Annotated in this window: 16 protein-coding genes and 6 pseudogenes; all 22 read right to left on the bottom strand. The window is 61.6% G+C overall.

Features of this window, described 5'->3' with window-relative positions; translation table 11 throughout:
- Positions 1 to 3: 3 nt before the first annotated feature.
- Positions 4 to 660, bottom strand: coding sequence for a ribulose-phosphate 3-epimerase (rpe, locus tag L0A91_RS03500; RefSeq protein WP_235245888.1), 657 nt, complete (start codon positions 658 to 660; stop codon positions 4 to 6).
- A 10-nt stretch (positions 661 to 670) separates the two neighbouring features.
- Positions 671 to 865: a hypothetical protein gene (locus L0A91_RS03495; RefSeq protein WP_235245887.1), complete on the bottom strand. Its 195-nt coding sequence runs from the start codon at positions 863 to 865 to the stop codon at positions 671 to 673.
- Positions 852 to 2,111, bottom strand: a complete 1,260-nt coding sequence (locus tag L0A91_RS03490) for a transcription antitermination factor NusB (RefSeq protein ID WP_235245886.1) — start codon at positions 2,109 to 2,111, stop codon at positions 852 to 854. The genes L0A91_RS03495 and L0A91_RS03490 overlap by 14 nt, the downstream gene beginning before the upstream one ends.
- Positions 2,104 to 3,047 (bottom strand): annotated as a pseudogene (gene fmt / locus L0A91_RS03485) (methionyl-tRNA formyltransferase). Before fmt ends, L0A91_RS03490 begins: the two are co-directional and overlap by 8 nt.
- A gap of 147 nt (positions 3,048 to 3,194) precedes the next feature.
- On the bottom strand, positions 3,195 to 4,940 hold the full coding sequence (locus L0A91_RS03480) for an ABC transporter ATP-binding protein (protein WP_235245885.1): 1,746 nt from the start codon (positions 4,938 to 4,940) through the stop codon (positions 3,195 to 3,197).
- Positions 4,940 to 5,923, bottom strand: a complete 984-nt coding sequence (locus tag L0A91_RS03475; RefSeq protein WP_235245884.1) for an ABC transporter permease — start codon at positions 5,921 to 5,923, stop codon at positions 4,940 to 4,942. Before L0A91_RS03475 ends, L0A91_RS03480 begins: the two co-directional genes overlap by 1 nt.
- A gap of 57 nt (positions 5,924 to 5,980) precedes the next feature.
- On the bottom strand, positions 5,981 to 7,498 hold the full coding sequence (locus tag L0A91_RS03470; protein WP_235245883.1) for an ABC transporter permease: 1,518 nt from the start codon (positions 7,496 to 7,498) through the stop codon (positions 5,981 to 5,983).
- A 201-nt stretch (positions 7,499 to 7,699) separates the two neighbouring features.
- Positions 7,700 to 8,668 carry an ABC transporter substrate-binding protein gene (locus L0A91_RS03465; RefSeq protein WP_397333784.1) on the bottom strand — a complete coding sequence of 323 codons (969 nt, stop codon included), beginning with the start codon at positions 8,666 to 8,668 and terminating at the stop codon, positions 7,700 to 7,702.
- Positions 8,669 to 8,670: 2 nt separating this feature from the next.
- On the bottom strand, positions 8,671 to 9,522 hold the full coding sequence (locus L0A91_RS03460; protein WP_235245882.1) for a hypothetical protein: 852 nt from the start codon (positions 9,520 to 9,522) through the stop codon (positions 8,671 to 8,673).
- 213 nt (positions 9,523 to 9,735) lie between these two features.
- On the bottom strand, positions 9,736 to 9,987 hold the full coding sequence (locus L0A91_RS03455; RefSeq protein WP_235245881.1) for a hypothetical protein: 252 nt from the start codon (positions 9,985 to 9,987) through the stop codon (positions 9,736 to 9,738).
- Between the two features lie 26 nt (positions 9,988 to 10,013).
- On the bottom strand, positions 10,014 to 11,768 hold the full coding sequence (locus L0A91_RS03450) for a primosome assembly protein PriA (protein ID WP_235245880.1): 1,755 nt from the start codon (positions 11,766 to 11,768) through the stop codon (positions 10,014 to 10,016).
- A gap of 91 nt (positions 11,769 to 11,859) precedes the next feature.
- Positions 11,860 to 13,074 (bottom strand): methionine adenosyltransferase, encoded by a 1,215-nt coding sequence (gene metK, locus L0A91_RS03445; RefSeq protein WP_311197981.1) that lies wholly within the window; start codon positions 13,072 to 13,074, stop codon positions 11,860 to 11,862.
- 48 nt (positions 13,075 to 13,122) lie between these two features.
- Positions 13,123 to 14,363, bottom strand: a pseudogene (gene coaBC, locus L0A91_RS03440) (bifunctional phosphopantothenoylcysteine decarboxylase/phosphopantothenate--cysteine ligase CoaBC).
- 11 nt (positions 14,364 to 14,374) lie between these two features.
- Positions 14,375 to 14,639, bottom strand: a pseudogene (gene rpoZ / locus L0A91_RS03435) (DNA-directed RNA polymerase subunit omega).
- Positions 14,636 to 15,256, bottom strand: coding sequence for a guanylate kinase (gmk, locus tag L0A91_RS03430; RefSeq protein WP_235245879.1), 621 nt, complete (start codon positions 15,254 to 15,256; stop codon positions 14,636 to 14,638). The pseudogene rpoZ and the gene gmk overlap by 4 nt, the downstream one beginning before the upstream one ends.
- A gap of 20 nt (positions 15,257 to 15,276) precedes the next feature.
- Positions 15,277 to 15,594, bottom strand: coding sequence for an integration host factor, actinobacterial type (mihF, locus tag L0A91_RS03425; protein ID WP_235245877.1), 318 nt, complete (start codon positions 15,592 to 15,594; stop codon positions 15,277 to 15,279).
- Between the two features lie 103 nt (positions 15,595 to 15,697).
- Positions 15,698 to 16,546, bottom strand: a complete 849-nt coding sequence (gene pyrF, locus L0A91_RS03420) for an orotidine-5'-phosphate decarboxylase (RefSeq protein ID WP_235245875.1) — start codon at positions 16,544 to 16,546, stop codon at positions 15,698 to 15,700.
- Positions 16,543 to 19,884 (bottom strand): annotated as a pseudogene (gene carB, locus L0A91_RS03415) (carbamoyl-phosphate synthase large subunit). Before carB ends, pyrF begins: the two are co-directional and overlap by 4 nt.
- A complete protein-coding gene (carA, locus tag L0A91_RS03410) occupies positions 19,877 to 20,986 on the bottom strand; it encodes a glutamine-hydrolyzing carbamoyl-phosphate synthase small subunit (protein ID WP_235245874.1) in 1,110 nt (369 codons plus the stop codon). Before carA ends, carB begins: the two are co-directional and overlap by 8 nt.
- A 15-nt stretch (positions 20,987 to 21,001) precedes the next feature.
- Positions 21,002 to 22,336 (bottom strand): annotated as a pseudogene (locus tag L0A91_RS03405) (dihydroorotase).
- Positions 22,245 to 23,263, bottom strand: a pseudogene (locus L0A91_RS03400) (aspartate carbamoyltransferase catalytic subunit). The pseudogenes L0A91_RS03405 and L0A91_RS03400 overlap by 92 nt, the downstream one beginning before the upstream one ends.
- Entirely contained in the window at positions 23,263 to 23,856 is a 594-nt protein-coding gene (pyrR, locus tag L0A91_RS03395) for a bifunctional pyr operon transcriptional regulator/uracil phosphoribosyltransferase PyrR (protein ID WP_235245873.1), read from the bottom strand. The pseudogene L0A91_RS03400 and the gene pyrR overlap by 1 nt, the downstream one beginning before the upstream one ends.
- Between the last annotated feature and the right edge of the window lie 33 nt (positions 23,857 to 23,889).

Here is a 23,889-nt window from a genome sequence, read left to right as displayed (position 1 = left end):
AGGTCAGTGCTCGTGCTGCTGAGCTAACGAGCGGAGCGCGCTGACCTGGGCGGCCGCGTCATCGGCCCCGTAAACGGCCGATCCCGCAACGAAGACGTCTGCCCCTGCTTCGGCGCATTGGCCAATCGTGTCTGCCGACACTCCGCCATCGACCTGGATCCAGATTTCGCCACCGCTGCGCTGAACGGCACGGCGAACCTGGGCCACTTTTGTCATCTGATCGGCCATAAAGGACTGACCGCCAAACCCGGGCTCAACCGTCATCACCAAGACCATGTCCAACTCGGGAAGCAAGTCAGCATAGGGCTCGAAGTCGGTGCCTGGCTTAATAGCCATGCTGGCACGCGCACCGGCGGCTCGAATAGCCCGCGCGGTCTTGATGGGGTCGGCAACCGCCTCGATGTGGAAGGTCACCGACTTCGCGCCAGCCTCGGCATAGCCAGCAGCCCACCGGTCGGGGTCTTGAATCATCAGGTGCACGTCCAAGGGGATGGGCGACACCTTGGCCAGGGCCTCTACGATGGGCGTGCCCAACGTCAGGTTGGGCACAAAGTGAGCGTCCATCACGTCGACATGGGCCCAGTCCGCATTGCTGATGCGGCCCAACTCGGACTCCAGGTTGGCGAAGTCGGCGGACAGGATGCTGGGGCTAATCTGCATGGTTTCCACCCTAGAGCTTTCGAATCAAGGCGACGTACATACCGTCAGTACCGTGCAAGTGGGTCCACATTTGGGCACCTTGGCCGACACCCAGATCAGACATGGGTTCGCCGTCTCGATCCACCAAATAGGGTCGGACATCAAAGACTTCCGCATCCCCATACTTCTTGATGACGTCGGAGACGACCAATTCAGTTTCGACCACGTGGGGGAACACGTCGCGTAGGCAACGACCCTCCGGGGCGCACCGCGTCCAACGCTGAATGCAGCAACTCTCGCTGGAGGGGGCTCAACTCCCCCAAGTCTGATGGGCTACGGCGCCAACGCGCATCAGGTCGGCGGCGGAGGGCCCCCAAACCCGTGCACGGTGCATCGACCAGGACTCGGTCGTATGCGCCTGGTTCGTCATTGCCGATGTCGCGGCCATCGCCAATCTTAATAGTGACCCGTGCACCAGCTTTTTGCGCAGCCTCGACAGTGTTTGCCACTAAGTCGGCGCGCGGCTGACTAACTTCGTTGGCCACTAGTTCTGCATCTCGCTCGAGTGCTAGGGCTGCCAATAATCCAGCCTTGCCTCCCGGCCCTGCGCACATGTCTAGCCATCGTTCGTCACGTCCCTCAATGGGAGCCGCAGCCAAAGCGAGGGCCAGCAGTTGAGAGCCAGCATCCTGCACTGAGGCCCGCCCGTCCCGAATGGAGGGGATGAGGCCGGGGTCGCCCGACTCTAGGGACCAGGCTGTCGACGCAATGGACGCTGGAGTAGCGCCCGCCAGCTTTAGGCCGTCCTCCGCGCCGAGGCCAGGGCGGGCCGTGAGGGTCAGTGGACCCGGGTTGTTATGGGCCGAAAGCAGTTTCTCCAATTCGGCCAGCGCGGCTGTGCTGTCTAGTCCTTGAGTGCTCATCAGCGCAGCACGAAGAGCGCGGACGACCCACAGTGGGTGAGAGTGGGTGATCGCCAGAGCGCTCAGGTCATCCTTGGCATCGGCGGTGACCAACTCGATCCATTCTTCCCGGGTTCGCTCAGAGGTCCGGCGAAGAACGGCGTTGACCAGACCCGCTGAGCCATGACCGACGTGCTGGCGAGCCAATGCCACCGTGGCGCTGACGGCAGCGTGATCGGGCACTCGCATATCGAGGATCTGGTGCGCACCAAGGCGCAGAACGTCGACGACGGCTGGGTCAAGGTCAGTGACTGAGCGCTGAGAAGCGCTGGCAATGATGGCGTCGTAGAGCCCCTGCATCCGCAAGGTCCCGTAGGTCAACTCTGTCGCGAATGCCGCGTCGCGCCCCTTGAGGCGTGAGCGGCGCAGTTGGTGTGGCAACTCAAGGTTGGCGTAGGCACCGTTGCTGACTTCCCGCAGGGTCCGAAAGGCAGTTTCGCGTGCCGGGTCTGCGGATTTTTGGCGCTGCGACGGCGCGGTCGCTGACTTGGGCTTTCGGCGATCAGCCATTGTTTTCAACTCCCATTGATTCGCCCTCTTGTAGGCGAGCTCCTCGTGCCCAGTCGACAGCATTCATCATCGGTTTGCCCTTGGGCTGCACCATCCCCAGCGACACAGCCTCTGTCGCGGAGCCCACGAGGATGGCTTTCTTGGTGACGAGCACTTCGCCAGGTGCCAGTGGTGGCTCAGGTTGTTCCCCGATCCTCACCGGCCCCAGTTTGAGACGTTCCGCACGCCAGGTCGTCCACGCTCCAGGGGCTGGCGTCACGCCGCGAACGAGGCGATCAATCGCGAGAGCAGGCTTATCCCAGAGCACCTGGGAATCGGCAACCACGATTTTGGGGGCCAGCGAAATGCCTTCCCTGGACTGTGGCACAGCCGTCAGCTCCCCGGCCTCTAGCGCGTCGAGCGTAGCCACAAGGAGCGATGCGCCAGCACTCGAGAGCCGCGCCAACAGATCGCCAGCTGTGTCCTGCGGGCGGACGCGCTCGGTCAACATGCCAAAGACCGGACCCGTGTCCAGGCCCTTCTCAATGCGAAATGTCGATGCTCCGGTGAACTCATCCCCTGCCATCAAGGCGTGCTGCACCGGAGCAGCACCCCGCCAAGCCGGCAGGAGAGAAAAGTGCAGGTTAATCCAGCCATGTATTGGAGAGTCCAGCAGGCTTGAAGGGACGAGAGCACCGTATGCGACCACCGGGATCGCCTCAGGGCCCACTCTTCGAGCTGCTCAGCCACGCCATCGTCGGTCAACTTCCGCGGCGTCATGACCGGGATGCCGTGCTGTTCAGCGACCTGACGGATCGGGGAAGGCACTAACGAGCGTCCACGACCTGCCTTGGCATCTGGCCGAGTGATGACACCAACCAATTCATGGTCAGAGGCGATGAGTGCCTCCAAAGACGCGACTGCTGGCTCCGGTGTCCCAGCAAAAACAATCCGCACAAAAATCCCTTCTTGGTGATGCTCTCGTCGTCACCCTGAGCCAGCAAGGTGGCCACGGGTGACACCCCAGCATAGATGCGCCGAGCCCCGACACATCCGACCGCAGGGTCGTCGCGCCGGGGCTCGGCAGAACTTCTGATCAAGGCATCAGCTGTGATGGTCGCCCATCTTCAACTCCACAACCTCGTCACCCAAGGAGCGCAGCAGGTCGTGACGCTCGTCGCGACGACGCTTCTGCTCAATGGGGTCCGGAACTGGTGCTGCCGCAATCAGGCGCTTGGTGTAGTCCTCTTGCGGGTTGTGCAGAACCTGCTCGCGCGTGCCCTTCTCAACGATCTTGCCGTTCTGCAACACCACCACTTGGTGCGACAGCAGGTCCACGACCGAAAGATCGTGGCTCACGAAGAGGCATGCGAAGCCATACTGAGCCTGCAGTTCGCTGAAGATCTTCAGCACCTTGGCCTGGACCGACACGTCCAAAGCCGAAGTCGGCTCATCCGCAACCAACAACTCAGGGTCGAGAGTCAAAGCTCGCGCAACGCTAATGCGCTGACGCTGACCACCCGAGACCTCGTGCGGATAACGGTTGTAGACCTCCCGAGGAAGTTGAACAGCGTCCAGCAACTCATAGACCTTGTCTTCGCGCTGCTTGCGGTCGCCGACCTCATGCACCACCATCGGCTCCGAAATGCACTCGCCAATTGGCATTCGTGGATTCAGCGAAGCTGCAGGGTCCTGGAAGATGACCCCAATACGGCGCCGCAGAGCCTTGAGCTCTGACTTCTTCATTTGGGCGATGTCCTGGCCCAGGAGCCGGAACTCTCCAGACGCTGCGGGGATGAGGCCCAGCGCGCATCGGCCGATTGTGGACTTGCCCGAGCCAGACTCGCCCACAAGGCCGACAATCTCGCCCTGCTTGACCTTGAAGCTGACATCGTCGACCGCGCGGAAAGGCGTCTTGCCCAGCCGCTGGTATTCGATGACCAGGTTGCGCAGGTCGATTGCCAACTCAGCATCTGGGTCAACGTCGTCCGTAACCGTGATGCCCATCTGCCCGCGCCCGGCGCCAAGACGGGGCACCGACCCCAACAGCACCTTGGTGTAGGCGTGCTGCGGGTTCATCAGAACTTCTTCAGTGGTCCCTTGCTCAACGATCTCACCCTTGAACATCACTGCAACGCGGTCAGCCATATCGGCGACGACACCCATGTTGTGGGTAATGAGCAAGATGCCGGTGTTGAGCTTGTCCTTCAGCGAACGAAGCAGGTCGAGGATGTCGGCCTGGACCGTCACGTCAAGGGCCGTCGTCGGCTCGTCGGCCACGATCACCTTGGGGTCACAACTAATCGCCATGGCAATGACGACACGCTGGCGCTGACCGCCCGAGAGTTCGTGCGGATACTGGGTGACGCGCCTCTCTGGGTCGGGGATGCCCACCATGTCCAGCAACTCAACGGCACGCTTCACCGCTGCCTTGCCGCTGGCGACACCGTGCAACTCCATCGACTCAGTCAACTGAGCGCCGATCGTGAGCACCGGGTTGAGCGCTGTCATCGGCTCTTGGAAGATCATCGCGATGTCGTCGCCGCGGACCCGACGCATTGCCCGGTCTGAAATGGACTGGACATCGTGACCGCTGACCATGACGCCGCCGTTGATCCGGGCGTTCTTGGGCAGCAACCGCAGCGCCGTCATCGACGTCACGGACTTGCCCGAGCCTGACTCGCCAACGACGGCGACGACTTCACCGGGGTGGACGTCGAGGGTGACGCCCTTGACTGCGTGCACAGTGCCAAACTCTGTGCCGAATTGGACATCGACGTTGTCGAAGGACAGCACCGGCTCGGAGTTAGACGTCACGTCCTGTGAAGAAATATCTGCTTGCGTCGTCATTAGTCTTCGCCCCTACTCTGACGTGGGTCAAAAGCGTCGCGCAGCCCGTCACCCAAGAAGTTGACGGTGAGTGCGATCACCAGGATGAACATGCCTGGCCACCAGAACAGCCACGGCCTCGACAGGAACGAGGTCTGGTAGGTGCTGATCAATTGGCCCAGTGAAGTGTCCGGCGCTTGAATTCCGTATCCAAGGAAGCTCAAGGCACTCTCGAGCAGAATCGCCGTCGCAATGGTCAACGTCGCACTGACGATGATCGTTCCGATCGTGTTCGGCAGGATGTGCTTCATCAAGATTCGTCCAGACGACGCCCCGATCGCCTCAGCAGCCGTGACGAACTCACGCTCTCGCAGAGAGAGCACCTCGCCGCGGACGAGTCGAGCAAGGCCGGTCCAGACCAAGAAGCCCAGGACCAGGGCCATCCCCCACACCGTGCCACCAGCAGCCTTGGCCACAACAGCGGCCAGGACCAGCAGCGGGATGACGATGAAGAGGTCAGTCAGACGCATCAAGATGGCCTCGGTCCAACCGCGGAAGTATCCCGCTGCTGCCCCGACTGCAGTGCCAATCAACGTGCTCAAGATGCCGACGGTGAAGGCGACAGTCAGAGAGCGCTGAGTCCCCCGCATCACCAGAGCGAAGTAGTCCTTACCGACGTTGTCTTGGCCAAACGGGTTCTCACCGATGGCAAACGGCCACAGAGTCAAGGTGGGCCGTCCTGCGTTGATCACCGAACTTGAGTTCAGGTAGGACTTGCCCCACCAACCCGGGATTGGGCCGACACCAATGGAGGTGAAAGCCAGCAGCGTGACAAACACCAGCACGGCGAGGGAAACCATGGCAGCGCGGTGCCGGAAAAAACGACGACGGACCAACTCACCCTGTGAGTATGACTTCCCACTGAAATCTAGCTTCTTCTCAATCGAGAAGTCCGAGTCGTCGACGACCGAATGGCCGCTTGGCTCTTGATTGTTCTCACTCATCGGATCCTCCAGACAACGAAATTAGTAGGGCAAAACCTTGATTGTTTTTCAAGAGGATCACCGCCTAATCCGTGGGTCCAGGCTGGCGTAGGCAATGTCCGCCAGCATGTTCATGATGACCGCCGCCGTCCCCGTCACCAGGTAGAAGGCCATCACCGGGTTCGGGTCCACGGCCTTGAGTCCCGCTTGGAAGAGCGCTCCCATACCGGTCCAGCCAAAGACGCTCTCCGTGACCACCGCTCCGCCAATGAGGTTGGCGAAGTCAAAGGCAACAATCGTGGTGATCGGTATCAACGCGTTGCGCAGAGCGTGCCGCGTGTTAAGCACGCGGTCCGAGACGCCCTTTGAGCGGGCAGTCCGCATGTAGTCCTGCTGCAGTGTCTCCAGCATCGAACCACGCGTGTAGCGCGAATAACTCGCCAACGAAATGATGGTCAACACGATGGTTGGGAGCAGCAACTGGGTGGACCAGTCCCAAATCGTCTCGTAAAAGTTGCCGTTGAAGTTTGGGGTGCCTGAACCAATCGTCGAGATAGGCCGGCCCGCAATGTCGAGGTAGCCACCCCAGTTGGTCAGCAACTTGTCAAAGAAGGTGTAGAAACCGAAGGACAGCGCCGTGCCGATGCCGACTGTCATCGCCGCACGCTTCTCGAAGCCGCCGATGAAGTAGCCCAGAACGCCACCAACAACGACCGTGCTCACCGCAAGTCCGAGGATGAGCCACCAGTTGGGCTCGTTCAAGACTGGCTGGATCACGAAGTAGACAACCAGGCCAACAGCCAAGGTGACACCACCGGTGATGAGGACCTTTTTATCGCGCAAGCCCGTCGTCAGCATTAAGAAGAACGCCATGGTGACCGCGGAGAGCAAGAGAACCAGAACGGGGCCAAGGGCTGGCTGCACCCACCAATCGATGGAGTCAAAGATAGTGATGAAGGCAAACAAAATGATCGCCGTGATCCCAAACGCCAACCCCCGCCGACGCATATCTCCGCCGGTGATCGCAGACGCAAACAAACCGAAGAAGATGGCAATCAGCAGCGTCGTCACCAACGACACGCTTGGGTCGGCTATCCAGTTGTTGAACTCGATGGCGCCGTACTGCTTGAGCAGGACTGCTGCCCAGAAGACGGGCAGCGAGAAGAAAACGAAGGCCACGAACGTGACGGTGTAGTCAAAGGCGGTGTACTGGCGAATAGCCGAAAGCACACCCATCGCAACACCCAAGACAATCGCGATGACAGTGGCTAGTGTGACCAGCCGCAGGCTGCTCCCCATGGCAGCAACAATGGCGGTGTTGACATCGCTACCGCCACGATCAGTCCCCAAGTCGCAGGCCAAGATCAGACACTTGCTGGCCCCGCCGAACCACATTCCGTAACGCACGTACCAAGGCTCATCCAGATTCATCCGCTCGGTGAGCGCCGCCATCTGTTGTTCGCGGTTAGTGGCTTGAGATTGTCGTAGCGTATCAAGTGGGTCGCCCGAATTGACGACTAAAAAGTACAGCAGTACCGAACCTGCCCACAGCACAAGTGCTGAGATGGCGATTCGGCGAAGGACGAACTGGAGCACGTCTTACCTCCTCGTGACCGGCACCATTCGCGGTGCCCCCGTATTTCGCGAGCCTAGGCCATGTGGCCCAGGAAAAGCGCTGGCACGCCGGAAGATTCATTGCTTCCGGCAATGCAACAGGGCGGGAGCTGAACTCCCGCCCTGTTGCACGTCTGACCGATAGGTCATGCAGTGAGCACTAGGGACCTAGCGCTCAAGGCATCACTCAGCGCGGACCCACTGCTCTGCGTTCCACGGGATACCAGTCTGCGTGGAGTTGAAGATGACATTCGAGATGCTCGAGTCGAAGGCGACAACACCCGGGTGGGCGAAGACCGGGATGCCGTACAGGTCATCCCAGAGCAACTTCTCAATGATCTTGACCTGCTCCAGTGCTACATCCTCATCGGAGCTAGCAGACAAGGTGTCCCAAGCTGCGTCAACCTCTTCGTTGCTGTAGTTACCGAAGTTCTGACCTCCGCCGGTCGAGTAGATCGGCTCACCGGAAGCCTTCTGGCCCGATCCAGCCCACGCGAAGAGCGCAACGTCGTAGTTGGCCGTCTCTAGCGGGCCACCAGCGGAGAAGAAGTCCGGGTCACCCTCATCAAGGATGTTGAAGCCGGCCTCGTTACAGCTTGAGGTGATGGCAGCAACTTCATCGCTACGACGCTGGTTTGGAGCGGAGTAGCCGATACGGACGTCAACCGGGGTGCTCAGGCCGGATTCTTCCAGCTTGGCAGCGGCGCCTTCGATGTCGACCTCGTCGTAGCGACCGTCGTAGGAGGCGCTAACGATGTCCTCGTAGTTGTCGTAGAACGGGAAGGTCTCGCGGGCGTTCATGACAACTGCTTCTTCGTTGATCGGTGCGATCAAGTTGTCAATGATCTGCTGACGCGGGACACACATTGCAAAGGCTTCGCGAGCGGCGAGGCCACCCTCGTCTTCGGCGAAGGTGGTGCCATCAGCGAAGTTGAAGTCCAGGTGCTCCCAGGTGAGGGTGTCACCAACCTCAAGGGTGAACTGGTCGCCCATCGCTTCGATCTGCTGAACGGTGTCAACAGTGGCCTGCGGCTCGACGACGTTAAGGTCACCGTTCTGCAGTGCCTGGACCTGAGCCTCGGGAGCCACGAAACGGAACACGAGCTCGCCGGTCGCGGCAGCGGTGCCGTAGTAGGACTCATTCGGCACCAAGGTCAGCGACTCGGGGCTGTTCCAGGTGGCGCCATCCAGCGTGTACGGACCGCTTGAGGGGTGAGTGCCGGGTCCGGCAGCGTCTTGTCGCCGAAGATCCAGCCATCGTTCCAGAACTCGGCTGCGTCGCCGAGGGCTGCGCCGTCCTTGTCCAGGATTGCCTGTGCCAACTCGCCGGCCTCCATGCCCGCCTCGGACTCAACGATGTGAGACGGGTGCGGAGCGGTGAGGAGGATCTCCCAGTCTGGGTAAGGGGTGGGGTAGCTCAACGTGAAGGTCTTGCTGTCAACCTCGGTCTCGGGACCCTCTGGCACATAGACACCGAAGGAGTCGCTCACCGGGTCGAAGATGGCGTCGTCGCCAGCGATGCCGAGTGCTTCGGGGTTAGACGAAGCCCACTGCAGGAGGAAGTCGTTCGAGGTGATCGGGGTTCCGTCCGACCAAGCTGCGTCGTCAGCGATCGTGTACTCAACGGTGAACGGGTCTTCGCTGGTGACCTCGTAGGAGCCGAAGTCTTCATTCTGCTGGATCGAGCCATCCGTGCCGAAGTAGACGAAGTTCTCAAGGATCTGGTCCATGACAACGGCGTTGTAGGTCGAGTTGGTCGCAGAGGTGTCAGCGTTGTACGCCTCCCACTCCTGCTCGCCCGCCGAGTAGTAGATGGTGTCGTCGTTGGTGGTGACGTCACCCATGTCAACCTTGGCCGGGCCTGCTGCCGAGCCGCTGGAGCTGCCGGAGTCCCCGCTGCTGTCTGCTCCGTCGGAGCCGCTGTCGCTCCCACTGTCTGAGGTGCAAGCGGTGAGCGCCAGAGCACCGGCCGCTGCAATGGCCATCGTTGTACGCCTGATCTTCAAGGTTCCTCCTGAAAGAGGTATGTGTCGCGACCCACGGCAACGGCAGCAGTGCAACTGCCGTCGTTCGGCGAAGTCGCCCGTAGGTGACTCACGAAATGTAGGCACTACGACCCCTATCCGCACCCATAAAGCAGACTCTTCATCTGATCGTTACCTAGATGAGATTCATAGGTAACCAAAGTTTCCGTTACGTCAGATGATGCTGACAGGCACCTAAGTTGCCAGGTCGGACGGGTCAAGCACGACAACGAGCGACCGCGCAGAACGAGCCATACTGCGTCGCACCCTTATCTGCTTGATATTGCGTGCCAGCAGTTCTTCGGGTTGGTTTTCCGCCATCCGCCAGATCGCCTGAGCCTGCGGCACGACGTCGCTGCCCAGGGTTCGGTCGGCGAGCGGCAGTGGCCCCAGAACTTCAATGTCGGCACCCTCGCCCTGCACCGCGCTTTCGCTTGCTGCTGTCACGTCCTCTGGATGTCCGGTGACCGTTGCTACGCGGCGGGCCGGAGGCAATGACAGTTCACGACGGTCTGCCAAATCCAGCGGGCTAGCCAGATGGGGTCCCATCTGGCTAGCGCCTCCACACTGCGCACTTCGCCATGTGCGGGCACCCCGGCCAGCACAATCTGCGTCTTGGCCGCAGAGCGCCTCACGAGGGCGGCTGCGTTCATCCACCGGCGGGTGGCCTCAATCCCTGCTTCAAGCCCCGGACGGTCAAGCAGGGCCCACCCATCCAGCAGCAGCGCAGCGGCGTAGCCGTTAGGCGCTATGGGCTCAGCACCAGGCGTCGCGACAATGATCGCCGGAGCGTCGTCAACCTGGTCAAGGACCTGCCCGAGGCGAGACTGTCTCACGCGCACACCCGGAAAGGCACGGCCGATCTCTTCTGCTGTCCGGCGATCACCGACGACTGACACCCGTCGCTGAGTCGAGCCACAGTTTGTGCATTCACTCGTCGCCACTTGTTTGCCACACCAACCGCAGTGCGGCGACTCCCCCGAGTCGGGCAGCACGGTCGGCCCATTGCACTCCTGGCAATGCACGGCTTGTCGGCATTGAGCGCAACTCACACCGATTCCGTAGCCTCGACGCGGCACCTGGACCAGGACTGGCCCGGATTTCAGCGCTTCGCTTGCCGTGCGCCAAGCAAGAGATGGGATCCGCGCAGCACGTGCGCCCGCGTCTCGATCCTGCTCGTGCCCCTCCCCCGCGATCGTCACCCGCACCTGGTGTTGGCGCGACTGCGGATTCGGCGAAATGGGGCGGAGGAACTCGGTCTCTACCCACTGTTGCGCGACAGGGGTGCGCACAAAACCACCCACCAGCAGCCCGGCCCCTGCGCCAGACGATCGGAAACGCCCAGTCTCAAGAACGTGGGGATAGGGAGTTCGCTGCTCACGTAGTGAATCATCGCCGTCGTCCCAGACGGCAAAAAGTCCAAGGTTGGCTACCGGGGCATAACTGGCCGCTCGCGTCCCGATCACGATGGAACGCTGCCCCCGCAGCACCGAAAGCCACGACCTGTACCTCTGCGACGGGCCCATATCGGCGGTCAGTCGAGCATAGGCAGTTTCGCCAACAACCAGATCAAGGGCAGCGCACACCCGCTCAACATCGCGGTGGTCAGGAACGACCAAGATCGCGCCGCGGCCACCCGCAGCGGTAGTCGCGGCTGCTTCAGCGAGGGCTGCGGGCCAGTCTTCGGCACCAGTCAGTCCCGGTGCCGCTAACCACGCCGCCGCTGGGGCTTCACCGGAATGAAGCCTGCGCAAGAAAGCCGCGCCAGCGTCATAGTGGCGCCATGCCGACACGTTCGGTGACGCCGGGAACGGCTCACTCGCCACGGGCGGATCTGCCTGCTCTGCGGCGGCGTGGCGCGGCGGGATGGCCAGCCTCAACACATCCGACAGCGTCCCGCCATAGTGGTCTGCGATCTGTCGGGACACTTCGGCGATATGCGGAGTCAGCACCCGTTCATCGCTAACCACCCGCTCCAACGGGGCTAACTCGCCCACATGGTCGGTATTCTCGCCGCGCGCGACGATGAACCCATCTAGCAACTGCCCCGACCACCGAACGCGGACCCGCACTCCTGGTTGGGCGTTGGCGTCCATATCGGCTGGCACCGCATAGTCAAATGGGCGGTCAATGTGCGCTAGAGGGCTGTCCAGGACGACGCGGGCGATCGGCAACTGGAGCGCTGGTGCGGGCTTGCGCGGTGCTGGGCGCTCCTGCTTGCCAAACAAGGTTGGTTCTTGCGCCGACGAACTCATACCTGAGGTTTATCGCACCGGGCTGACAAACCCGGAAATCGGGCCGCCATTAACGGTTGTGCACCTACACCGCAGACCGCAAAGCGTCTGCACGGTCGGTGCGCTCCCATGGGAAGGCGTTTTCAAGACCAGGGTGGCTGACTCGCCCGAAGTGACCGTATGCCGCGGTCACCTGATAGATCGGCCGCAGGAGATCCAACTGCTCGATAATTGCCTGCGGACGTAGGTCAAAGACTGAGTCAATGGCCGCTTCGATCTTTTCTGGAGCCACAGTGGCCGTCCCGAACGTCTCGACGTACAGGCCAACGGGCTGGGCCTTACCGATGGCATAGGCCACTTGAATCTCGCAGCGCTTGGCCAGGCCAGCGGAGACCACGTTCTTGGCGACCCAGCGCAGGGCATAGGCCGCGGACCGGTCCACCTTGCTTGGGTCCTTGCCCGAGAACGCTCCGCCACCGTGACGAGCCATGCCGCCATACGTGTCAACGATGATCTTGCGGCCGGTCAAACCCGCATCTCCCATAGGGCCACCAACCACGAACTTGCCGGTGGGGTTGATCAGGGTGCGGTATGCGCTGGTGTCCAGCTCGATGCCGTCGCTGAGGGCCTGGTCCAGCACCGGCTGGATGACCTTGGCGCGGATATCGGGGTCAAGCTCTCCGCGCAGATCAATGTCTGCTGCGTGTTGTGTCGAAAGGACCACGGTGTTGAGCGAGACCGGCACGTCGCCGTCGTAGTTGATAGTCACCTGGGTCTTGCCATCAGGGCGCAAATAGTCAATCTCGCCCGATTTGCGGACCAGAGACAGCCGCTCAGCCAAGCGGTGGGCCAGATAGATCGGCAGTGGCATCAGTTCAGGAGTGTCCGAGCTGGCATAGCCAAACATCAGACCCTGGTCGCCGGCGCCCAGCAGGTCCAGAGCGTCCGTGGTGTCTCCGCTGCGGTGCTCCAGGCCCGTGTCGACGCCAGCCGCAATATCTGCCGATTGCTCACCAATGGACACTTCAACGCCACAGGTGCGGCCGTCAAAGCCCTTGGCAGACTCGTTGTAGCCAATCCCAAGAATGGTTTCGCGAACGATGCGCGGGATGTCGGCATACCCGGTGGTGCGAACTTCCCCGGCCACATGCACCAAACCGGTGGTCACCATGGTTTCGACAGCGACCCGAGAGTTGGGGTCTTGTCGCAGGATCTCGTCCAGGATTCCGTCGCTGATCTGGTCACAGATCTTGTCGGGGTGCCCTTCGGTGACAGATTCGGACGTGAACATACGGGCCACAGTGTTTCTCCTTGTGTGCAGCGGCTGCTGGCTGGGCGACGATGAAGTCTAGTTCGACTCGACAGCGTCTTTGCTCGGTATGAGTTGTTCGACGACGTCCCAGATTGCGGATGCCGATTCACGCTTGGGCGCGGGTCCGTAGCGCTGTGGCTGGTCTGAGCCTGCGACGAGGATATGCACCGTGGACGAGTCTTGGCCGAAGGTGGTGCCCTCGCCGACCTCGTTGGCCACGATCACGTCGCATCCCTTGTGCTCTAGCTTGGCTAACGCATAGTCAAGGATCGTGCCGTTTTCATCACCGGTCTCGGCGGCAAAGCCGACCAGGACTGGCGTGGTTCTGGAGCCGCGCCGTTTCACCAGCCCGGCCAGGATGTCGGGGTTGCGGACCAACTCGATCACCGGTGCTGACTCTTCTTCGCCAGCTGCGTGTGACTTTTTGATCTTGGTTTCGGCATAGCTGGCCGAGCGAAAATCTGCGACGGCGGCGGCCATCACGATGACGTCGTTGCCGTCGTAGGCGTTGGCTACTGCGTTTTGCATGTCTCGAGCCGACTCCACCTTGATGACCTTGACACCAGTGGGTGCTGGCACGTCGGTCGCCGCCATGATGAGTTCCACCTTGGCGCCGCGTGCACGGGCCGCCTCAGCAAGGGCCATTCCTTGCTTGCCCGAAGATCGATTCCCTGAGTACCGCACCGGGTCCAGGGCCTCTCGCGTCCCACCAGTCGTGATCGCGACTCGCAGGCCAGCTAGCGATGCGCCCTCGTCGTGCACTTGGGCCAAGGCGAACTCGGCGATTGCTTCGGGCTCAGGCAAGCGCCCAGGACCACTGTCAGTGCCGGTCAGACGACCAGAGTCAGGCTCCATGATGTGCACGCCACGGCGTCGCAAGACAGACACGTTGTGGACCGTTGCGGCGTTCAACCACATTTCGGTATGCATCGCTGGGGCCATCACCACGGGTGCAGTCGTGGAGAGCAACACGTTGGTCAGGAGGTCATTGGCTATGCCGTGAGTTGCACGCCCCAGCAGGTCTGCCGTCGCCGGCGCGACCACGACCAAATCGGCCGTTTGGCCGATGCGAACATGGGCCACCTCGTCAACGTTGTCCCACACCGAAGTGGAAACCGGCTCGCCCGAAAGTGCCTCCCAGGTGGGGGCGCCCACGAAGTTCAAGGCCGACTCGGTCGGCACGACCTTGACCTGGTGACCGGCCTCACGCAAAGGCGCAACAACGAGCACGCCTTGTAGGCAGCGATGCCCCCTGTTACGCCAAGAACGATGCGCATTGAGCGTGTGGTCAGCTGTCTGGGTGCGTGACGTCGAGCTTGTGCTGGTCGATCTCTTGCAGAGCAATCGACAGCGGCTTGTCCGTCTGGTCAGCCTCAACCAAGGGGCCGACGTATTCCAGCAGGCCCTCGCTCAACTGCGAGTAGTAGGCGTTGATCTGACGAGCACGCTTAGCGGCGTAGGATCACCAAGGCGTACTTCGAGTCAGCCTTTTCGAGCAAGCTGTCGATCGGCGGGTTGGTGATGCCGTCTGGGTTTGCAACTGTGCCAATCACGGTTTCAATCCTTTTCTCGATACGGGTGGTTCAACTAGCAATGATACGAGGTCTTGGGCGGCCCGAGCGACATCGTCATTCACGATGGTCACATCAAACTCGCTGGCCGCGGCCAATTCGACCTTGGCTGACTCCAAACGGTCATGCCGCTCGGCTTCGGACTCAGTCCCTCGCCCTACGAGCCGTTGGACCAACTCGTCCCAGGTCGGTGGTGCGAGAAAGACAAAGAGCGCTTCGGGCATGGCCTGTCGAACCTGCCGTGCACCTTGCAAGTCAATCTCCAGCAACGCCGGGCGGCCCGCGTCCAAGGTGTTCTGGACGGGACCACGCGGAGTGCCGTATTTAGCGCGACCATGGACCACTGCCCACTCGAGCAGGTTGCCTTCGTGGCGCATTTGCTCGAACTCCTCATCGGATACGAAGAGGTAGTGCACACCGTCTCGCTCACCGGGGCGAGCCTTACGGGTGGTTGCCGAGACTGAAAGCCACACCTCAGGGTGATGCTCTCGAACGTACGCGGCAACCGTGCCCTTGCCAACCGCAGTTGGCCCAGCCAAAACGACAAGTCGAGGGTGCCTAGCACCCTCGACTGTCGATGACGATTCTTCAGACTCCATTGAGACGGTGTGGCTCCTGATCAGGATGCGTTGAAGTGCTCGAGCAACTTTTCGGTCTGGTTAGCACCCAAGCCGCGGACACGACGGCTTTCGCTGATGCCGAAGTCTTCCATGAGCTGGCGCGCACGAACACGTCCGACGCCCGGCATGGACTCAAGCAAGGCGGATACCTTCATCTTGCCAATCACGTCGTTGACCTTGCCTTCAGTCACAACGTCCTTGAGAGAGCCCTGGGAGTTCTTCAGACGGTTCTTGACCTCGGCTCGCTCGCGGCGTGCTTCGGCTGCCTTTGCGAGAGCGTCTGCTCGCTGCTCTGGCGTCAATTGGGGAAGGGCCACTTCCATCTCCTCGATTGTTGGTCATGCAACTGTGGTTCCGAGCGCCTGACAAGGATGCCACGACAACACAAGCCTAGGCTAAATCTTTCGGAAGTGTTATGCACTACAGCAAGGCCAATCCAAGGTCTTGGTTAAGCTCTCCGATCCGGGAAACTAGTTGTGCCACATCGGGTCCCGTCTCGGCCACAGCCCGCGAAATTGGCACCACCAATTGGCTACGCGAGTGAGCAAATGTGCAGGCCAAAGACCTAGGCGTGGCACCTTGTGCACCAACGCCCGGGGCTAGGATAGATCCCCCAAACGTGGCCAAATGCGGCTCAAGGTGCGCAAGTCGGCCCGCGGTGGTAGCCCCAATGACGAGACCAACAACACCCTGAAGATTCACAGAATTATTGTCATGTTCGGCCCGTTCAATCAGCCGTTGAGCGATGCTCGGTGCGCCAACGTCCTGAATTGACGCCGCTTCAGGGTTAGACGTCAGAGCCAAGACATAGACCCCTCGCTGGTGCTCCCCCGCCAATTCGATGGCCGGGGCTAGCGACCCGTAGCCCAGAAAGGGGCTGACCGTCACGGCATCCGCTTCTAAGGGAGATCCTGGTTGGAGACAACTCTGTGCGTACGCCTCCATGGTCGTGCCAATATCGCCCCGCTTGGCATCCAAGATCGTCAAGACCCCGGCGGCGCGCAGTGTGCCAAGAGTCTCCTCTAAGACCGCGACGCCGGCCGACCCATGCCGTTCGAAAAAGGCAGCCTGTAGTTTCACCGACGCCACGTTGGCAGCGATCGCCGCACTCGCCATTGACTCAGCGAACTGGCGCACCCCAGTCGGTGTATCCGCCAGCCCCCACTGCTCCAACTGGAAGGGGTGGGGGTCAATCCCGACGCTGAGCGGGCCCCGCTGCACCTGCAAGTTCAGCAGCTTTTGGGTGAACGGGACCCGATCCGCACTCACGGTGCTTCGACACCCTCTGCGGCCACCGAATACAGGTCCAGACGGCTAGCGTGCTCCTGCAGTGATGCCACCTGCATGTCGCCAGCCATCATGGCCTCGATGCCCAAGACCGCGGCACCTAACTGCTGCACCGTGGTGATGATGGGCCGATCCAGACTGGTCGTCGCGGCTCGGATGGCGTAGCCGTCTGCGCGGGCATCCCGCCCCGATGGGGTGTTGATCACCATGTCGATTTCACCCGAAGTGATGAGCTCCACGATGGTGCGCTCCCCGTCCTCACCGTGACCAGCGCTGTGTTTGCGGACCACGCGAGCATCAATTCCGTTGCGGCGAAGCACGTCGGCCGTTCCTGCCGTCGCCCACACCTCAAACCCAAGGTCGACGAGTCGCTTCACCGGGAAGATCATTGATCGCTTGTCCCGGTTGGCTACCGAGACAAAGACGCGGCCGCTGGTGGGCAGCGATGTCCCAGCGCGCAACTGGCTCTTGGCAAAAGCGGTGCCGTAGTCACGGTCGATGCCCATGACTTCGCCTGTCGAACGCATCTCTGGCCCCAGAATAGAGTCAACTGCTTCGCCCGTCTGCGTGCGGAAGCGGCGGAAGGGCAAGATGGCTTCCTTCACACTCACCGGCGCCGAATCAGGCAGCATTCCACCGTCCGTGTGGGCCGGGAGCATGCCCTCTTCACGCAGTTCTGCGATGGAGGAGCCCATCATGATTCGAGCGGCAGCGCGGGCGATCGGCACTCCTGTCGCTTTAGCAACAAAGGGCACCGTGCGGCTGGCGCGTGGATTCGCCTCAAGGACGTAGAGAACATCTTGGGCCAGCGCAAACTGCACGTTCATCAACCCGCGAACGCCAATGGCCTCAGCGAGTTTGTGGGTAGCCTCTCGCACCTGGCGCATCTCTTCGCGCCCCAATGTCACGGGCGGCAGCACACACGCCGAGTCGCCAGAGTGGATGCCCGCCTCTTCGATGTGCTCCATAATTCCGCCGACATACAACTCGCGCCCGTCGAACAGAGCGTCGATGTCGATTTCAACGGCCTCATCGAGGAACCGGTCTACCAAGACAGGGTGCTCGGGGGCGGCTTGGGTTGCCCGACCGACATACCCCACCAGCGACTCGTCGTCATAGACGATCTCCATGCCTCGACCGCCCAAGACGTACGAGGGCCGCACCAACACTGGGAAACCGATTTCCTTGGCGACGGCAACAGCGTCTTCGGTGCTGTAGGCAAGGCCGTGTCGAGGAGCCGTCAATCCTGTCTCGGACAGAATCCGGCCAAAAGCACCGCGATCTTCGGCCAGGTGAATTGCCTCCGGTGAGGTGCCCACGACCGGGACGCCCTCAGCCTTGAGTGCTGCAGCCAAGCCCAGTGGGGTTTGCCCACCCAACTGCACAATGACGCCAGCAACCGGCCCGGCGGCTCGCTCAGCGTGCACTACCTCCAGGACATCTTCCAGAGTCAACGGTTCGAAATAGAGCCTGCTCGAGGTGTCGTAGTCAGTCGACACAGTCTCGGGGTTGCAGTTGACCATCACGGTGTCAAAGCCGGCGTCGCGCAGCGTCAAGGAGGCATGGACACAGGAGTAGTCGAACTCGATGCCCTGACCAATGCGGTTCGGGCCAGAGCCCAAGATGATGACCGCTGGCTTTTCTCGGGGCGCAACTTCGGTCTCTTGGTCATAGCTGGAGTAGTGGTAGGGCGTCAGCGCGACGAATTCGCCTGCGCAGGTATCGACCGTCTTGTAGATCGGCCGCACCCCTAGGGCATGCCGTACCCCACGAACCACGTCTTCACGCATATCCAGCAGTTCAGCGATCTGGATGTCGCTGAGCCCCATCCGCTTGGCCTTGGCCAACACCTTGGGCTCAATGCGAGCAGGTCCATGGTGGGACGCCGACCGGACCTCGTCCGCGACCTCATTGATGGCCACGATTTGATCGAGGAACCACGGGTCGATCTTGGTGGCTTCGAACGCCTGCTCGACGGTCGCACCTCCCCATAGGGCCTGCTGGACGAGAAGCAACCGGCCATCGGTAGGGATGGAGGCTTGCTCGAGTAGCGCAGCAACCATGCCCTCCCCGAGGGACGCTCGTCGTGACGCCAGTGAAAGCTTGAGTTCTTTTGCTCGGTAGAGCGCAATGCCTTGTTGAGCGCCTCAGCGAAGTTGCGACCGATCGACATGGCCTCACCGACCGACTTCATAGTGGTCGTCAAAGTCGCATCGGCGCCGGGGAACTTCTCGAACGCAAACCGCGGAACCTTCACCACGACGTAGTCCAGGGTCGGCTCAAAGCTGGCGGGCGTTGCCCCGGTGATGTCGTTGGGCACCTCGTCCAAGGTGTAGCCCAGAGCCATCTTGGCTGCGATCTTGGCGATCGGGAACCCGGTCGCCTTGGACGCTAGGGCCGAAGAGCGGGAGACGCGCGGGTTCATTTCGATCACGATGATTCGGCCATCGTCGGGGTTGACGGCAAACTGAATGTTGCAGCCACCGGTATCGACGCCAACCTCACGAATGACGGCGATGCCGATGTCACGCAAGCTCTGATACTCACGATCTGTGAGCGTCATGGCGGGTGCGACGGTAATGGAGTCACCCGTGTGCACGCCCATCGGGTCCAGGTTTTCGATAGAGCACACGACAACGACGTTGTCCGCGCGGTCACGCATGACTTCGAGCTCGAACTCTTTCCATCCCATGATGGATTCTTCGAGCAACACCTCAGTGGTGGGAGAATCTTGCAACCCGGCGCCAGCGATCCGCCGCAACGACTCTTCGTCGTAGGCAAACCCCGACCCCAGGCCACCCATCGTGAAGCTGGGACGCACCACAACGGGGTAGCCCAGATCTTCAGCGGCAGCGAGCGTCTCCTCCATCGTGTGGCAGATCATCGACCGTGCGACTTCGGCGCCGCAGCGCTCAACGACGCCCTTGAAGGCCTGACGGTCCTCCCCCAACTGAATCGCCTCAACGTTGGCGCCGATCAGTGGGCAGTTGTACTTAATGAGCGTGCCGGCTTCATCCAACGCGATTGCGGTGTTGAGCGCCGTCTGGCCGCCCAGCGTCGCCAGCACGGCGTCGGGGCGCTCCTTGGCAATACTTTTCCACGATCTCGGGAGTGATCGGCTCGACGTAGGTCGCGTCTGCTACCCCTGGGTCGGTCATGATCGTGGCGGGGTTGGAGTTCACCAGGATGACGCGAATGCCTTCTTCGCGCAGCACGCGGCAGGCCTGGGTGCCTGAATAGTCAAACTCTGCGGCCTGCCCGATCACGATTGGACCGGAGCCAATCACGAGCACGCTGCGAATATCGTCACGCTTAGGCACTGTGGGCCTCCATCAAGTCAATGAAACGATCAAAGAGGTATTCGGCGTCGCGGGGTCCGGCCGCTGCCTCTGGGTGGTACTGGACGGAGAAGGCTGGCCGGTCATCCAAGCTCAGCCCCTCGACGACGTTGTCGTTCAGCGCCACGTGGCTGACCGAGACACCGCCAAAGTCAGAAGTGATCGACTCAGACAACTCGGTGGGCCAGGCCAGCGCGAAGCCGTGATTGTGGCTGGTCACCTCAACCTTGTTCGTCAGTCGATCGAGCACTGGCTGGTTGATTCCGCGATGTCCGAAAGCCAATTTGTAGGTCTCCAGGCCAACAGCCCGGCCCAACAGTTGGTTGCCGAAGCAAATCCCAAAGAACGGAATTGAGTTGCCGAGAACTTCGCGCAGCAACGCGACCTCGGCGTCGGCGGTGGCTGGGTCACCAGGCCCGTTGGAGAAGAACACACCATCTGGATTCATTGCCGTCAGGTCAGCAAAGGTGCTTGAGGCTGGCAGCACGTGGACTTCAACGCCACGCTTCGACAACAGGGCTGGGGTCATCCCCTTGATACCGAGGTCGAGGGCAGCCACGGTGAACCTCTTTTCGCCCACGGCCGGCACCACGTAGGCGGCTTCGGTCGAAACCTCAGCAGCCAACGCCGAACCGCTCATCTTGGGGGCTTCCAAGACGCGGTTCAGCAGCTCCGTCGGCGTGCCCTGTGCTGCTTCGCCAGAGAAAACGCCGACCCGCATGGAGCCACGATCGCGCAGATGCCGAGTCAATGCGCGAGTGTCGACGCCCGAGATGCCCACGACACCTTGCTGATCGAGTGCCTCCCCCAGATCACCTTGAGAGCGCCAGTTAGAGGGTCGGATCGCGGGGTCACGCACCACAAAGCCCGACACCCATATCTTGCGGCTTTCCATGTCCTGCTCGTTGACGCCGGTGTTGCCGATGTGCGGAGCGGTCATCACGACAACTTGGCGGTGATAACTCGGGTCAGTCAAAGTCTCTTGGTATCCGGTCATGCCAGTGCAGAACACGGCCTCGCCGACCGTTTCGCCCAGCGCACCGTAGGCGTCACCGGTAAAGGTCCGTCCATCTTCGAGGACCAAACTGCCTGTGGAACTTCACTCATACGCCCTCCCAAGAACGTTGCCCTGTCGGGCAGTAATGCGACCATGCAGCATCGTGAGCTCGACGGTTCCGGTCAGAGACCGGTCGTGCCACGGGTTGTTGCGGGAAAGGAAGAGAACTGGAGCGATCGATGACTCGCTCCCGGTGGGGATCAACCAAGGTGAGGTTGGCAGGGGCTCCGGGCGCCAGTGGCCGGCCTTGCGTCTCTGATCTCGCGATGCGAGCAGGAGCGATCGACATGACTTCAGCAACGCGCTCCCAACCCATCATGCCGGACTCAACCATCGCCGTGCACACGACCGGTAGTGCCGTTTCGAGGCCGAGCATGCCAAAGGCCGCATCAATGAAGGCGTGCTCCTTGTCATGCCGCACGTGAGGGGCGTGATCCGTTGCCACTGCGTCGATAGTCCCGTCGGCAAGGGCAGTGCGCAGGGCTTCAACGTCTTCGGCCGGGCGCAGCGGCGGATTGACCTTAAAGACCGGGTCGTATGCGGCCAGCAAGTCAGTCGTCAACATCAGGTGGTGAGGCGTCACCTCGGCCGTGACATTGATGCCTTGGGCCTTCGCCCATCGGAGCACCTCGACGCTGCCAGCAGTCGACACATGCGCGATGTGCACCCTCGAGCCGGTGTGCCGAGCCAGCATGACGTCGCGAGCGACGATCGACTCTTCCGCGATGCTGGGCCACCCTGGGAGGCCAAGACGACCGGAGAGCTCACCCTCATGGCAGCACGACGATTTGCCAGCCAGATTCGGGTCTTGAGCGTGTTGGGAGATAACCCCGTCGAAGGCCTTGACGTATTCAAGAGCGCGGCGCATAACGCGCGAGTCGTGCACGCATTTGCCGTCGTCGGAGAAGACCCGAACGCGGGCCCGCGAGCTTGCCATCAGGCCCAACTCGGCCAGTTGTTCACCTGCCAGGCCCGCCGTGACAGCACCCACCGGCACGACCTCAACGAGGCCTGCACGCTGGCCCAATTCAGCGATCCGCTCGGCTGCCTCAGCAGTGTCGGTCACCGGCGAGGTGTTGGCCATCGCTAGGACAGCGGTGAACCCCCTGCGGCCGCAGCCGCCGAGCCAGTTGCGATCGTTTCGGCGTCCTCGCGCCCCGGCTCACGCAAGTGCGTGTGCAGATCGACAAAACCTGGCAGAGCGATGAGGCCGTCACCCTCAACAATCTCTGCGTGTTCGCCTGCAGACGCGGCCGCGTCGGCGCCCATGGCGACAATCACGCCGTCAGCGCTCAGGATGTCGCTGGTCTCGCCGCCCGCCAATCGGGCGCCACGAACGAGAATGGTCTGTGCTGAGTTGTTGATCGGCTGGCTCATGCTGAGCCCCTTCGCCGGAGAGCAGGTGGAAGAGAATCGACATCCGCACGGCTACGCCGGCCGAAACTTGGTCGAGCACCAAAGACTGAGCATCGTCGGCGGCATCTGCCGAAATCTCCAGGCCCCGGTTCATCGGGCCCGGGTGGGTGATCACTGCGTGCTTAGGCAACAGCGCCAGGCGGCGTGCCGTCAAGCCGTAACGCACCGCATACTCACGGGCGGTCGGGAAGAAGCCACCGCTCATCCGCTCACGCTGCACGCGGAGCATCATCACCGCGTCAACGTGTGGGAGCACGGCATCGAGGTCGTAGGACACCTCAAAGGAGTCCGCTGCTGCCCAGGATCCAATGCCACTAGGCATCAAGGTCGGCGGTGCCACCAGGGTGACGTTTGCACCGAGCGCTCGCAGGCACAACAGGTTCGACCGAAGCACGCGAGAGTGCGTCAGGTCGCCGACGATGGCAATGTGCTTGCCCTCCAGGTCGCCCAATTTTGAACGCAGCGTGTAGGCGTCGAGCAGTGCTTGAGAGGGGTGTTCGTGCATACCGTCACCGGCATTGACGATGGAGCAGCTGGTCCACTGGGCGATCTGTGCCGGAGCGCCCGAGGCCAAGTGCCGGACGATCATCATGTCCACGCCCATCGCATCAACTGTTTTGACCGTGTCGCGCAGGCTTTCGCCCTTGGACACCGAAGTGCCCTTGCCGGTCAGGTTGATGGTGTCAGCCGACATCCACTTGCCAGCAATCTCAAATGAACTGCGGGTGCGGGTGGAGTCTTCAAAAAGAAGTTGATGATCGTGCGGCCCGGCAAGGTGGGGAGCTTTTTGACCTGGCGCCGCTGGACATCATGCATCGAGATGGCCGTGTCCATGATCTCGCCGATTTCATCCCGGCTCAGGTCTGCGATCGAGAGCAAGTGCTTCATCACGGCCTCCCCGGGGCGCCGATGCGCACTTCTTCGTGGCCATCCACTTCAGCCAGGCGCACCGCGACTCGCTCAGACTTGGCGGTCGGCAGATTCTTGCCCACATAATCGGCCCGGATGGGCAACTCACGGTGCCCCCGGTCAACCAACACGGCCAAGCGCACGATGCGCGGGCGACCGTAGTCAGCAAGGGAGTCCAGTGCGGCGCGGACGGTGCGGCCAGAGAACAGCACGTCATCGACCAGAATGACGACCTTGCCGTCAATGCCACCCTCGGGCAACTCAGTCGTTTCGACGGCCCGCACCGGCTGTTTGCGCAGGTCATCACGGTACATCGTGATGTCGAGCGAACCGGTCGGCACGTCGGTGCCTTCGACGCCTTTGATTAGCGCAGCCAAGCGGTGCGCCAGCGCAACTCCACGGGTCGGGATCCCCAACAGCACGAGGCCGTCGGCGCCCTTGTTGCCCTCAAGAATTTCGTGGGCAACCCGGCGCAGTGCGCGGCTGACATCTTGGTCGGCGAGGACGGTCCGGCCCTCTATGGATGGGGCCCCGGCCGGGGGTGCTTCACCCGGCGATTGGGTATCGGTCATCTGCCCTGTTCCTTCCCCGCCTCACTGGACGGT

The sequence above is a fragment of the Ornithinimicrobium sp. INDO-MA30-4 genome, from assembly GCF_021535045.1.
Taxonomy (GTDB): domain Bacteria; phylum Actinomycetota; class Actinomycetes; order Actinomycetales; family Dermatophilaceae; genus Ornithinicoccus.
Note: the sequence above shows the minus strand (reverse complement) of the source record. Positions and strands in the feature narration are given on the sequence as shown.